This window comes from Tamlana crocina (assembly GCF_012037625.1).
On record NZ_JAAVJS010000008.1, the window covers coordinates 54,242 to 66,927 of the forward strand.

A 12,686-nucleotide genomic window follows, 5' to 3' on the forward strand; every position below is an offset into this window, starting at 1 on the left:
GAGCGAAGCCGAAAGGCTCAACCTGACATTAATTGAGTTTATTATTCATGAACAGAATTTCAAACCTACTTAAAAACAAATGGATTAAAAGGTCGCTCATTTTGGCTGTTACGGTTGTTGGTTTTTTCATCGTGTTGTATTTCAGTATTTATTTGGGCGCCTTCGGAAAAATTCCCACCAAGGAAGAACTGAGTTCCATTAAGCAGGAAGAGGCCACCGAAGTACTGGATAAAAACGGTAAATTGATTGGAAAATACTTTATTTACGACCGACAGCCGTTGGAATTCCATGACTTTCCCAAACACCTTATTGAAGCTTTGATAGCCACAGAAGATGTTCGGTTTTACGAACACGATGGCATAGATAACGTGAGTTTACTACGGGTGTTCTTCAAAAGTATTTTGTTGCAGGACAAATCTTCGGGAGGCGGCAGTACCATCACACTTCAATTGGCTAAGAATTTATTTGGGCGCAAAGATTATGCGTTTTTAAGCTTGGTCATTAACAAATTTAAGGAGGCCATTATCGCCAAGCGAATTGAAGATATCTATTCCAAAAACGATATTTTAACGCTGTATTTCAATACCGTACCGTTTTCCGACAATACTTATGGCGTAGAAAGCGCCTCGCAAAAATTCTTCAACAAAACCACTGCAGAATTAAGCATTCCCGAGGCCGCGACTTTGGTGGGCACGCTCAAGGCGAACCATTATTTCAATCCGCGGTTGAATGTGCAGCGCAGCCAAGAGCGCCGCAATGTGGTGCTGCATCAAATGTATAAATACGATTATATCTCGGAAGATTCATTGAATGTGTATCAAGCCGATACCTTGGCTTTAAACTATCGTTCGTTCAATCACGATTTGGGCGTGGCGCCCTATTTTCGGGAGCAGGTAAAAAAAGAGCTGTCCGCTGTTTTGGATTCCCTAAAAAAGCCCAATGGCGAGGCTTACGACTTGTACAAAGACGGACTGGTAGTCTATACAACGTTAGATTACGATATGCAGGTTTTGGCCGAGGAAGCCATGAAAGAACACATGGCGAAATTGCAAGCCGATTTTGAAGCCTCCTATGGAAAAGGCGCACCATGGAACAGCAACGAACGCCTCATCAACGCGGCGATGCAAAATCTGCCCATTTACAAAAAACTAAAGGCACAGAGGTTTTCCGAAGAAACCATACAGGATTCATTAGCTAAAAAACGTCCAGTGGAATTGTTCAGTTGGTCGGGCGATACCGTGAAAAACATCACGCTAAAAGACAGTTTGCGGCATTACCTCAAATTTTTAAATACAGGCATGTTGGGCATCGAGCCCAGCACGGGAGCCATTCGTACTTACATTGGGGGCATCGATTACCGTTTTTTTAAATACGACCACGTATCGCAAAGCGAAAGGCAAGTCGGTTCCACGTTTAAACCTTTTGTTTATACGACTGCCATTGAGGATGGTATGAAACCATGTACTTATTTTTCATTGGCAGAGGTCACTTACACCAATTACGACGATTGGACGCCCAGTAATTCGGGAAGTGACGACGAAGATCCGCACATCAACTACACTTTAGAAAAAGCGCTAAGCCAATCGGTCAACACTATTGCCGTAAAGGTGTTGGACAAAGTGGGCATTGCCAAAGTACACGAGCAGGTAAAAAAACTGGGCATTGAAAAAGAATTGCCCCATGAGCCCTCGTTGGCTTTGGGCGTGGCCGAAATCAACCTTAAAAACCTAACGGGAGCTTATGCGAGTTATGTTAATGACTCGAAGGCGGTTAGGCCTTACAGCATAACCAAAATTGAAGATCGGCACGGCAAGGTGATTGCCCAATTTAAACCCAAAGTGAACACCAACGATGCGTTTAGTGATTACACCCGCGAGGTGATGTTGGAAATTATGAAGGAAACCGTAAACAGTGGCACGGCGGCACGCTTGCGAAGCAGCTACGGGTTAAGCAACGACATCGCGGGGAAAACAGGCACTACACAAAACAATAAAGACGGCTGGTTTGTGGGCATCACGCCCCAGTTGGTCACCATAACTTGGGTGGGTAACGATAACCACAGTATTGGTTTTAAAACCACTGGGCTAGGGCAGGGCGCCAACTCGGCATTGCCCATTTTTGCGAAGTTTTACCAAAAACTGAATGCCGACAGCCAGTTTAACAACATTACCAATGCTCGATTTAAAAATCCTTCGGAAGCTGTTTTGGAAGACCTAAACTGCGAACCCGAAAAACGCGATGGCTTTTTTAAACGCTTGTTTGGGCGGAAGAAGAAGAGTAGGAAGTTTGAGTAGCTGAATATTAAGTTTTTTGTCATTTCGAAGGAAGTGAGGGACGAACGATGAGAAATCTCATGATTATGGGATTCCTCCTCGTGCCTCGTTCGGAATGACAGTCGAGTTAAGTTTTACAAATTTTATGCTTTTATCTGAAAGTTCAATTTAATAAATGAGCCATTGTCATTTTTATACACCTTGCCGTATCCCATTTTAGAGCCCGATGGGTTGTCAAGTCTAGAAGCATTTTTTAAATATTGCTTAAACTTATTAAAATCTATTAAGTGATAACAAAGCATTTCAGTGTTTTGCTTAATAATAATTATGCCGCCAACAATATCATATTTTCCTGACCATACCGATTTTGAAGTCATCCCCAGTGCTGCCTCAACTAAAAAGTTAACCAAACGGTATTCGTAAAACCTATGTCCTTGGCTTAGGTCATAGTTCATAGGGTTGTCTTTGTTTATTTTTTCTATGACCTCATTCATTCGTACAACACTACTAACAAATTTATCCTTTACGATGTGGGCGATTATTTCGGGCAAATCACTATCTATAACTTGCAAGTTCAGTTTGAAAGTATCATCATCAAAAGAATCAAAATCAACAGAATATCCCAGTTCAGATAATTTAGCCATTCGCTTAATGTATTTGTGCCCTGATGTAATTGAGTTTACAAGTGCCAAATCGTCATCAGAAATAGGTTGATTGTATTTGTCGGTTATTTTATAGGTGATGTTAGTGGTTTTGTTGGCATTGAAGAGGGTTGGATCACTTCCTAAAAAGGATTTAATACTGAACTCTTGATTGGAACTTATGCCATGGACAGGGTCATAAATATGAACATTGATATCTCCTTTACCAAGTGTTTTGTCTGCTACTTGCGAAATTGAAAGTTCTTGAATGAGTTCTATTAAATCTTGAGAGACACCTGACTTGCTTCTTATTTCATCTGAAAGTCTATCGGCAATTAACTCCGCTTTCTTTTGAGAAAATGATAAGATGGTTTGTTCTGAATTGGAGTCAATGATATTTATGTTTCTATCTGGTGCAATATTGTAATCTAGTTTTTTGCCCGAATCTTTTCTGTAGATTGAAAGTAGTTGGACAAAAGATTTAGTCTTTTGCAAGTTTTCGTCTGCTGAAAATAGTTTGCCTTCTGCGAGTAGTTTAAAAAATGTATATAACTCACTCCACTCACCCTTGTTGCCTTTTAGCATATTTCAATTTCCTTAGAAATTTCCCAGTCTTCATTATCCCAAACTCTTCCGTTATAAGAGACTTGGGCAACGAAATTATAGTTTTCATCAACAACTCTGCCTCCCATCCAATTTGAAGAACCGAGCCTGTGCTCTTTAATGAATTCTTTGCATAACATACTAGCTGCTTTTAAGTCGTCAACTTGATGGTAAATCAACTCGTTGCGTTTGCCAAGCTCTTCTATTTTTGCGTTAGTTGAAATTTGAGGGAATCTGAAAAAATCTATTTCAGAACCTAAAGCGACAAAAATGGGACTGGTTTGTAGTTGATTTTTCATTACTTTTTTTTGAATTTTAGTTTTTTTATAATCTTTTCGGCAGTAGCCTGAATGGCTGGTACGGCAACCGAATTTCCAAACTGTTTATAGGCCTGTGCATCAGAAACAACAATTTTAAAATTATCAGGAAAACCTTGAAGCCTTGCCCATTCACGAGGTGTCATTTTTCTAATGCCTTCGCGGTTTACTTCACCCGAAATATTGGTTACAGGTTTAAAGTTTGTAAGCCTATCATCATAAACGAGATTTCTTTCCCTGCCCATTCCTCCGCAAACAACGGCGTTTGCAGTTCCGTCATTCGGGATGATTTCATAACCAAATCCATTTCCCTTACTTTCATGTCGCGCCTTGTGTTTTCTTAAGGTGTCAATGTAAGTTGTGGAAAGATAATATTTTACCGAAACTTCATTTCTTTCTAAAATGTCCTCTAAAACCATTTCATCATTTGTGGGTTTAGGATATTTGAAATCAGTAACTCCAGTACTTTTGTGAAAGCCAACAATAAAAATTCGTTCCCGATTTTGTGGTACACCGAATTCTTTGGCATTAATTATTTGTGGTTCGGGGACAAAATAGCCCAAATCTTCACGAAGAACGTTTAAAATTGTAGCTAAGGTTTTGCCCTTATCATGGTTTCTCAAACCTTTTACGTTCTCTAAGAAAATAGCTTTTGGCTGTTTCTTTTTAATAATTTCTGCTACATCAAAAAACAATGTGCCTCTTGTGTCCTCAAATCCACCACGTCTTCCAGCAATTGAAAATGCTTGACACGGAAAACCTGCACATAAAACATCAAAATTGTCGGGAATGTAGTCTTTTGTTTGTTGTTTGGTTATATCGCCAAACGGGATTTCACCAAAGTTAGCTCTGTAGGTTTTTTTAGAATATCTATCCCATTCACTTGTAAAAACACATTTACCGCCTAAATTTTGTAGGGCTAATCTAAACCCGCCAATTCCTGCAAAAAGGTCGATAAATTTGAATTTGGGGTTTTCGGGAGAAGGAAATGGAACAGAATTATTATTTTTAAAAATCAAATACTGTAAAGCTTCTTCTGCAACTTTGTTTGAAATTTTATCGCCAGTATTCTCGTGTAAAATTTCCTTAACAAAATCTACAGCATCTTTTTTGAAAAATTTAGAAACACCATTTTTGTGATTGTGTAAATAGTGTGAATATGAAGCCTGTTTTGGATTTTCAGGCTCAATGATATTTATTTCAAATAAATCGCCGTCAATATTTTCTATAGTTTTTTTCTCTTGAAGCATTTTAATTTTTAAATCAAAAATTGGTCTCTGCAAGATAAGAATACTTTCTATGTTTTTTTGTCCTGTGAATAAGTGTTTTTTACACCTTTTTTGAACAATTTTTTGGTGTCAATCTCCAAAACAAAACGCCCCCTGCAAGCAGGAGGCGTTTTTTAAGAGTTAGTCTATCTTCTAAACTATTTTTAGAATTTATACGAAACACCTACGGTGTAATAGGTTTGTAATTTGTTGTCGACATCATCAAAACCAGTGGCTGTTGGTGGGTCTTGCGCCAAAGCATAGTTTAAGGCTTCCTGCTTGTTGCTACGCAAACCAAAATCGAAACCAACACCAATCATTTTCCAAAGGGTATAGCTAAACGAGTTGGTCCATGTAAAGTTCGAGAGGTCGCCCGACTTATAGCTTTGGAAGGTCGAGAAATTGGTTTTAAAGTTAACGGCACCAAGTTGTCGGGTATAATCAGCTACGATTTTAGCACCCAACGATGAATCGAAAACGGCATCGTTATCGGCAAAAACAATGTTGTAGTTTAGGGGGTGTATTACCACAACAAGATTGGTAATGGGGGTCCAAGTGGCACCGATACCAAGGTCTAAATAGCCAGGGTCGTTAAAGTTATCCAATAAAGTAGTACGGTATTCCATTAAACCAGAAGCCGCTAAAGTTTTGGTGATGTTTCTACCGTAAAGTGAGCTTAGGTTGAACACATCGGTAGTGGGGTTGAAGCTGTCGTCATCATTCGGGTCGTCTTTGTCATCCAACTTTACCCAGTTTAGGTTCGTGGTTAAGGAGTTTCTCCAGAAAAATTTATCTTCAATTAAATTGGCAAAAGCATTTAAGGTAAACCCAATATTTCCTGAGGCGTTGTTTGGGGTGCCTTGTGCGTACCAGTTGTTAAAGTTTGAAAGGCTACCACCAATGGTACCGAAAGCCCCAGTTCTCCATCCCGGTAGGGCGTCAATTTTTGCCTGAATGGCGTTAGCTTCTTTTTGAGCAGCATCTGCCTCGGCCTGTTTTTCGGCCTTTTGGGCTTGCAGCTCTTCTTTAGTTTGGGCATGGACAGAAACCATTCCAATTAAACATAGAAATAATAAGATTTTTTTCATTTTCAAATTAGTGTTTAAGGTTTAAGTAAATTAATGGCTGTTGGGGTTTAGACCCCTTTTTTAGGGAGAAGTCACATGTCGATTTCTCGAAATGACTTTTTTATTTCTTTTTGTAAAGCGGCACCGACGAGCAGGCTTCGCCGTACATAATCGATTTGGCTACTGACTTTAATTTGGTGGCCAGCATGATATAGGCATTTTCAGGAACGGGCTTTTTGGAGCATCCTTTTATGATAAGCGGTTTGCCCTCGAATTCTGAAACGTCTAAATTCTGGATGATGTCTTGGTAAACCGAGGTTTCTAATTGCTCCAAGTTGCCAATGACTACTTTTTTGGCATAGGGCTCTAACTGAATACTGATGAGCATATAGGCCCAGCCCGGAATAATAGCATCTGAAGTGCAGGTTAGCGCCACGTAACTGTTTTGGTATTGCGACCAATCGTGATCGCTCACTTCATTTCTGAAGTCTTTTTCACGAAGCACGAAGCCTTCAAAGAGCCAATCTTTGATATCGAAAAGCACACGTTGCCCATTGGGATAGTAGTCCTCAAGGTTTACGGTAACCAGTTTACTGTTCGCTACGCGGTTGATGATTTCGTCTGCCATGTGGTATTTGGATATAAATTTATGTTTTTGTCATTCGGCTAAAAATCAAAAGATTTCTCGACTCCGCTCGAAATGACAAAAAATTAAATTTTAATACTGTACTTAATTTAAGTTGATGTCTAAAATAGACGCTCAATTATAAAAAATCTTCACGAATAGGGTTGAAGCTGTCAATTAACCGAACGTTTTCCGTTAAGGTTTGCACCGAATGGTTTAGGTTCGATTCAATTTTAAATACATCGCCTTCGTTTAAAAGGTATTCGCGGTCTTCCACAAACAATTTTAACGAACCACTGGCCACATAAGTAATCTGCTCGTGCGGGTGGTTGTGCGGTGGGTCGGGTTGCGCCATGGGTCCGTTGGTAAAATCGATTACCGTTACCATTAAATCATTTAAGTGAACCACCTTGCGGTTTAAATTGGGGTTTAAGGCTTCAAAACCTTCGTTACTTTTTACTACTTCTTTAGACATATTGTTGTTTAGTTTGTTTCTGGATTTGAACGGTCACTTCGACTCCGCTCAGTGACCGCGCTTAAATGAGGAACTCTTTTTTATTAAAGCATGCCCAATTCCAGTTTGGCCTCTTCGCTCATCAATTCTTGTGTCCATGGCGGATCGAAAGTAATCTCAACTTCGGCATTGTTTACTGCATCGAGCGACTTCACTTTTTCCTCAACTTCCAAAGGCAATGTTTCGGCCACGGGGCAGTTGGGCGTAGTGAGCGTCATTAAGATTTTTACATCGTAATCTTCGTTAACGAATACGTCGTAAATCAATCCGAGTTCGTAAATATCAACAGGGATTTCGGGATCGTAAATGGTTTTTAACACGTTTACTATTTTTTCTCCCAATTCGGCGGTGTCTATGGTTGTTTCGCTCATCTTTAGAATGTTTATGCGTTTATTGGTTTAATCGTTTATTTGTTGTCAACAGTTAAACGCCTCAACGAATCAACGCTATTTTAATTGCGTTTGGTATGCAATGGCATACATTTTTAACTGCTTCACCATGCTTACCAGTCCGTTGGCACGCGTTGGCGATAAATGCTCTTTTAAACCGATTTTGTCGATAAAACTGGTGTCGGCATCAATAATATCTTTGGGCTTTTGGTTAGAGAACACCCGAATTAAAATAGCGATAATGCCCTTGGTGATGATGGCATCACTATCGGCGGTAAACTCAACTTTATCGTCGTTCATTTCGGCGTGCACCCAAACTTTGCTTTGGCAGCCTTTAATGATATTATTGTCAGTTTTATATTGGTCGTCGATAAGGGGTAATTCTTTCCCTAAATCAATCATATATTGGTAACGCTCTTCCCAGTCTTCGAACATGGAAAATTCGTCTATTATTTCATTTTGAATCTCTTCTATAGTCACAATGATAAGTTTTGTACAAAAATACAATAACAAAAGTTGCTATTCAATGTTTTTGCAAATTGATAACATTTCTAGTTTTTTTAAGAAGCAGAATTTGAACACTATGCGGATTTCTCATTTCAACTCCAGTTTATCTTGAGCGAAGTCGAAAAGGCTCAGTGCAGGTTAAGTTCTTTTCTTACTTCATCGAAATAACACAGGTGGTTTGTGTCTAGTTAAGACAACATCATTTTTGCTTTCTTTACGCCCTCTACCAAAGCATCAATTTCTTCTTTGGTATTGTAAAAGGCGAATGAAGCACGTACGGTACCCGGAATTTTATAAAAATCCATAATAGGTTGTGCGCAATGGTGACCGGTACGTACGGCAATGCCCATTTTGTCTAAAATAGTGCCTACATCGTATGGGTGGATGCCTTCCAAATTAAATGAAATTACCGAGGTTTTTTGTGGGGATGTACCGTAAATTTTTAGGCCTTCAATTTCCAAAAGTTTTTCGGTGGCGTAATGAAGCAGTTCATTTTCGTAATTGGCAATAGCATCGAAACCAATTTGGTTCATATAATCGATGGCCGTTCCGAAAACAATGCCGCCACAAATGTTGGGCGTTCCGGCTTCGAATTTATGCGGTAAATCGGCGTACGTGGTTTTTTCGAAAGTCACTTCGGCAATCATTTCGCCGCCCCCTTGGTAGGGTGGTAGTTTTTTAAGCCATTCTTCTTTGCCGTAAAGTATACCGACACCAGTTGGGCCACACATTTTATGGGCAGAGGCCACATAAAAATCGACATCCAGTTTTTGTACGTCGGGTTTGATATGCGGACACGATTGTGCACCATCGATCAAAACGGCTGCTCCAACGGCATGGGCTTTTTCAATGATGTGTTCAATGGGATTAATCGTTCCTAAAGCGTTGGAAATGTGATTTACGAAAACGAGTTTGGTGTTTTTGGAAAGCAGGTTGTCGAACTCATCCATCAACAATTCGCCTTCCTCATTCATCGGGATGACTTTCAAAACAGGACCCGTGCGCTCGCAAAGCATTTGCCATGGCACGATATTACTGTGATGCTCTAAGGCCGAAACAATTATCTCGTCGCCTTGTTTTAAAAGTGATGAAAACCCATTGGCCACTAAATTAATGCCGTGTGTAGTCCCCGAAGTGAAAATAATCTCATGGGTGAACTTGGCATTGAAATGGGCTCTTATGGTTTCGCGCGACTGTTCGTAAAGATCCGTGGCTTCTTGGCTCAACGTGTGTACACCACGGTGAATGTTGGCGTTGTAATTTGAGTAATAATCTGCAATGGCATCGATAACCTGTTTTGGGGTTTGCGATGTGGCAGCATTATCAAAATAAACCAAAGGCTTCCCGTTTACTTTGCGTGAAAGTATGGGGAAGTCTTTTCGGATGTCTTGTACGTTGAACATGGCTGATGGGTTAGCCCCGATAGTAGTGGTATCCTTTTTTGCCATTAAAGCAAAAAAGATATAGCGGATAGCGGGATTAGCTTCAAAAAATTTTAAAGATCAAAACCAATATTTACGCCTAATTTGTTGGCGATAATCTTGGTGATGCGTTGCTTGATTTCAGGAATTTTAACCGAGCTTAATACATCGTTGCTGAAAGCGAACATTAAAAGTCCTTTGGCCTCTTTTTCCGGAATACCGCGAGAACGCATGTAGAACAAGGCGCTTTCGTCTAGCTGGCCAATGGTACAACCATGCGAACATTTTACGTCGTCGGCAAAAATTTCCAACTGCGGTTTGGTGTTAATGGTTGCTTTGTCGCTAATCAATATATTGTTGTTGGCCTGGAACGCATTGGTTTTTTGGGCCTCTTTTTCAACAATCACTTTGCCGTTGAACACACCGGTAGCATTTGCATCAAAAATACCTTTGTAATCTTGGTGACTCTCACAATTAGGCTCGATGTGGTGTACCAAAGTGTTGTGATCTACATGCTGTTTGTTGCCAATAATGGTCACACCTTTTAAGGTAGAGTCGATATGCTCGCCGTTTTGGAAGAAATTAAGGTTGTTGCGCGTTAATTTCCCTCCGAAACTAAACGTGTGTACCGAAACGTGACTTTGCATTTTTTGGCTGATATAAGTATTGTCTATCAACGAGGCATTGTCGTTATCGTTTTGGATTTTATAGTAATCGACAATGGCGCGTTTGTTAGCGAAAATTTCGGTAACGCTATTGGTCAATACGGCATTATCGGTTAAACTTTGGTGACGCTCGATAATTTGAACGTGTGAGTTCTCGTCCACAACAACTAAGTTACGAGGCTGTAACATAGTAGCGGCTTCGTTTCCTGTTGAAAAATGAATAATTTGAATGGGTTTTTCAACCAGTTTATTCTTCGGTATATGGATGTATGCTCCTTCTTGTGAGAACGCGGTGTTCAAAGAGGTTAAGCTATCTTTTGTGGCGGCTTTATTGAAATAGTTTTCAATGACCAATCGGTACTTTGGTTTTGAAAGCGCCGAAGACATTAAGCAAACATCGATTCCTTCGTGCGTGGTTTGCGATAGGTGCGACGAATATTTACCATCGATAAACACAATTTTGTAACTGTCGATATCGTGGATAAAATATTTTCTAACCTCGCTGTATTCCAACGCTTTTTCACGTTTTGGGAATACGCTGTAATCTTCCTTTAATATTTTATTTAAGGAAGTGTATTTCCAAGCTTCGTCCTTTTTTGTAGGAAAGCCTTTTTCTTCAAATATTTTTATGGCATCGCTTCTTAGGCCATGAACGTAGGCGTCTACATCCACCTCGTTTTCAAAAGCCATAAATGATGATACTAATTTGTCTTTTAATTCCATTGTTTTACTGTTTCAGGTTTCAAGTTTCATGTTTGGGGTTCCAGGTTTCAGATACCGCCGTAAGTGCTTATTTAAACTTGTTTCCTTTAAAATCTTTATTATTTAAGTATGAAATGAAAGCAGAAATTCTTTTGCTTAATTTTTCATATTCATCAACTAATGTTTTTAACTTTTCTTCTGAAATATACTCAGAATCGAAAACTCTGTACAATTGAGATCTGGCTTCTCCAGCAGACCCTTTAGCAATCGACAAAAATTGCCTAAACTCTAAGTTTCCATCTCTTTCAAAACCTTCGGCGATATTGTCCATTACCGAACCGGCCGAGGCTTTTATTTGGTCTTTTAACCTAAAATCAGTTTTTAAGTCTGTTTCATTGGCAATATCTTTAATTTGATTAAATAGTTTTCTGGCTTCTTGCCAAATTTCTAAATCTTCAAATCGTTTTATGGTTGCCATAAACCTGAAACAAAAAACTTTAAACTCAAGAATTGGCTAAACCAATTCTTGCTTTATCCAATCGTAACCTTTTTCTTCTAGCTCGTGAGCTAATTCTTTTGGTCCGGATTTTACAATTTTTCCATTGTGCAAAACGTGTACAAAATCGGGTACGATATAATCCAATAAACGTTGGTAGTGGGTAATTACTACTACGGCGTTGTCTTTGCTTTTTAGTTTGTTAACCCCATTGGCTACAATTCGAAGGGCGTCGATATCTAAACCTGAATCGGTTTCGTCAAGAATAGCCAATTTAGGCTCTAACATAGCCATTTGGAAAATTTCGTTACGTTTTTTCTCTCCTCCGGAAAAGCCTTCGTTTAGTGAACGCGATAAGAATTTGCGGTCAATCTCTAAAAGTTCAGATTTTTCACGGATAAGTTTAAGCATGTCTTTAGCAGGCATCTCGTCCAAACCTTTAGCCTTACGGGTTTCGTTGATGGCCGTTTTCATAAAGTTGGTTACCGATACGCCTGGAATCTCAACAGGATACTGAAATGATAAAAATATACCTTTATGTGCACGTTCTTCGGCCGCAAGCTCATCAATTTCTTCACCTAAAAACTCGATGTTGCCCTCTGAAACTTCATATTCTTCCTTCCCGGCAATTACCGAAGCCAAAGTACTTTTACCCGACCCATTTGGTCCCATTATGGCGTGTACTTCTCCAGCCTTTACTTCTAGGTTAATCCCTTTTAGGATGCTCTTCTCCTCAACACTTGCGTGTAAATTATTAATTTTTAACATAACTACTCTTGTCCTAATTTTACAACGTTGTTTTTGTCTTTAGGAAGCGGGTTTACGTTGAGTATTTCCGCAATTTCAACCTTGTTTTCCCAAAGGATTTTATCGTCTTTTTGGTTTGTAATTTTTCCTCTTATTTCTACTTCAACCATATCGGTTGGTTCGTTTTTATATTGTTCGGCGCGTTGGCTTAACTCTTTAAGCTTGTCGGTGATAAAAACACCGTAAATATCGGCATGTGTTTGTAAAACGGCTGCGCCATCGTAATACACAAACTCGCCTTTTAATAAAGTTAGTCCGTCGCTTTGCTTTTCGGTGCGCTCGGTGCTAATCGTATTGGTTTCTTCTTTTTGCTCTGATTTGTTATCGTTTTTACAGCTTAAAAAAACGCTTAGAATCAGTGCTATTGAAAATATGTTCTTCATGTGAAATT

Annotated in this window: 14 protein-coding genes; 1 reads left to right on the forward strand and 13 read right to left on the reverse strand. The window is 39.4% G+C overall.

Translation table 11 applies throughout. The annotated features are described in order from the left end of the window. Nucleotides 1-47 precede the first annotated feature (47 nt). Nucleotides 48-2,294, forward strand: a complete 2,247-nt coding sequence (locus HC176_RS07235) for a transglycosylase domain-containing protein (protein WP_167917526.1) — start codon at nt 48-50, stop codon at nt 2,292-2,294. A gap of 122 nt (nt 2,295-2,416) precedes the next feature. Here HC176_RS07235 and HC176_RS07240 read toward each other — a convergent pair whose 3' ends face one another. The 13 genes from HC176_RS07240 to HC176_RS07300 form a co-directional block, all read right to left on the reverse strand. Then, entirely contained in the window at nt 2,417-3,499 is a 1,083-nt protein-coding gene (locus HC176_RS07240) for an HpaII family restriction endonuclease (RefSeq protein WP_167917527.1), read from the reverse strand. Further along, complete coding sequence (locus HC176_RS07245) at nt 3,493-3,816, reverse strand: hypothetical protein (RefSeq protein ID WP_167917528.1); 324 nt, start codon at nt 3,814-3,816, stop codon at nt 3,493-3,495. The genes HC176_RS07240 and HC176_RS07245 overlap by 7 nt, the downstream gene beginning before the upstream one ends. Beyond that, on the reverse strand, nt 3,816-5,084 hold the full coding sequence (locus HC176_RS07250) for a DNA cytosine methyltransferase (protein WP_167917529.1): 1,269 nt from the start codon (nt 5,082-5,084) through the stop codon (nt 3,816-3,818). Before HC176_RS07250 ends, HC176_RS07245 begins: the two co-directional genes overlap by 1 nt. Before the next feature lie 182 nt (nt 5,085-5,266). Then, the gene (locus tag HC176_RS07255; protein WP_167917530.1) at nt 5,267-6,190 is read right to left on the reverse strand and encodes a DUF3078 domain-containing protein; all 924 of its coding nucleotides are present in this window, start codon (nt 6,188-6,190) and stop codon (nt 5,267-5,269) included. Between the two features lie 100 nt (nt 6,191-6,290). Further along, nucleotides 6,291-6,797 carry a DUF2480 family protein gene (locus HC176_RS07260; RefSeq protein ID WP_167917531.1) on the reverse strand — a complete coding sequence of 169 codons (507 nt, stop codon included), beginning with the start codon at nt 6,795-6,797 and terminating at the stop codon, nt 6,291-6,293. A 136-nt stretch (nt 6,798-6,933) separates the two neighbouring features. After that, nucleotides 6,934-7,269, reverse strand: a complete 336-nt coding sequence (locus HC176_RS07265) for a cupin domain-containing protein (RefSeq protein ID WP_167917532.1) — start codon at nt 7,267-7,269, stop codon at nt 6,934-6,936. An 83-nt stretch (nt 7,270-7,352) separates the two neighbouring features. Next, on the reverse strand, nt 7,353-7,679 hold the full coding sequence (locus tag HC176_RS07270) for an SUF system Fe-S cluster assembly protein (RefSeq protein WP_167917533.1): 327 nt from the start codon (nt 7,677-7,679) through the stop codon (nt 7,353-7,355). A gap of 75 nt (nt 7,680-7,754) precedes the next feature. Continuing rightward, the gene (locus tag HC176_RS07275; RefSeq protein WP_167917534.1) at nt 7,755-8,177 is read right to left on the reverse strand and encodes a SufE family protein; all 423 of its coding nucleotides are present in this window, start codon (nt 8,175-8,177) and stop codon (nt 7,755-7,757) included. 215 nt (nt 8,178-8,392) lie between these two features. Continuing rightward, nucleotides 8,393-9,607 carry an aminotransferase class V-fold PLP-dependent enzyme gene (locus HC176_RS07280; protein WP_167917633.1) on the reverse strand — a complete coding sequence of 405 codons (1,215 nt, stop codon included), beginning with the start codon at nt 9,605-9,607 and terminating at the stop codon, nt 8,393-8,395. A gap of 92 nt (nt 9,608-9,699) precedes the next feature. Further along, nucleotides 9,700-11,013, reverse strand: a complete 1,314-nt coding sequence (sufD, locus tag HC176_RS07285) for a Fe-S cluster assembly protein SufD (protein ID WP_167917535.1) — start codon at nt 11,011-11,013, stop codon at nt 9,700-9,702. Between the two features lie 67 nt (nt 11,014-11,080). Further along, the gene (locus tag HC176_RS07290) at nt 11,081-11,470 is read right to left on the reverse strand and encodes a four helix bundle protein (RefSeq protein WP_167917536.1); all 390 of its coding nucleotides are present in this window, start codon (nt 11,468-11,470) and stop codon (nt 11,081-11,083) included. A 36-nt stretch (nt 11,471-11,506) separates the two neighbouring features. Then, nucleotides 11,507-12,256 (reverse strand): Fe-S cluster assembly ATPase SufC, encoded by a 750-nt coding sequence (gene sufC, locus HC176_RS07295; RefSeq protein WP_167917537.1) that lies wholly within the window; start codon nt 12,254-12,256, stop codon nt 11,507-11,509. Between the two features lie 2 nt (nt 12,257-12,258). Next, nucleotides 12,259-12,678: a hypothetical protein gene (locus tag HC176_RS07300; RefSeq protein ID WP_167917538.1), complete on the reverse strand. Its 420-nt coding sequence runs from the start codon at nt 12,676-12,678 to the stop codon at nt 12,259-12,261. Nucleotides 12,679-12,686 lie beyond the last annotated feature (8 nt).

Coding starts and splice junctions, on each gene's coding strand:
- HC176_RS07300 (WP_167917538.1), bottom strand. CDS start 12,678: ATGAAGAACATATTTTCAATAGCACTGATTCTAAGCGTTTTTTTAAGC.
- HC176_RS07280 (WP_167917633.1), bottom strand. CDS start 9,607: ATGTTCAACGTACAAGACATCCGAAAAGACTTCCCCATACTTTCACGC.
- HC176_RS07245 (WP_167917528.1), bottom strand. CDS start 3,816: ATGAAAAATCAACTACAAACCAGTCCCATTTTTGTCGCTTTAGGTTCT.
- HC176_RS07235 (WP_167917526.1), top strand. CDS start 48: ATGAACAGAATTTCAAACCTACTTAAAAACAAATGGATTAAAAGGTCG.
- HC176_RS07250 (WP_167917529.1), bottom strand. CDS start 5,084: ATGCTTCAAGAGAAAAAAACTATAGAAAATATTGACGGCGATTTATTT.
- HC176_RS07265 (WP_167917532.1), bottom strand. CDS start 7,269: ATGTCTAAAGAAGTAGTAAAAAGTAACGAAGGTTTTGAAGCCTTAAAC.
- HC176_RS07240 (WP_167917527.1), bottom strand. CDS start 3,499: ATGCTAAAAGGCAACAAGGGTGAGTGGAGTGAGTTATATACATTTTTT.
- sufD (WP_167917535.1), bottom strand. CDS start 11,013: ATGGAATTAAAAGACAAATTAGTATCATCATTTATGGCTTTTGAAAAC.
- sufC (WP_167917537.1), bottom strand. CDS start 12,256: ATGTTAAAAATTAATAATTTACACGCAAGTGTTGAGGAGAAGAGCATC.
- HC176_RS07270 (WP_167917533.1), bottom strand. CDS start 7,679: ATGAGCGAAACAACCATAGACACCGCCGAATTGGGAGAAAAAATAGTA.
- HC176_RS07260 (WP_167917531.1), bottom strand. CDS start 6,797: ATGGCAGACGAAATCATCAACCGCGTAGCGAACAGTAAACTGGTTACC.
- HC176_RS07290 (WP_167917536.1), bottom strand. CDS start 11,470: ATGGCAACCATAAAACGATTTGAAGATTTAGAAATTTGGCAAGAAGCC.
- HC176_RS07255 (WP_167917530.1), bottom strand. CDS start 6,190: ATGAAAAAAATCTTATTATTTCTATGTTTAATTGGAATGGTTTCTGTC.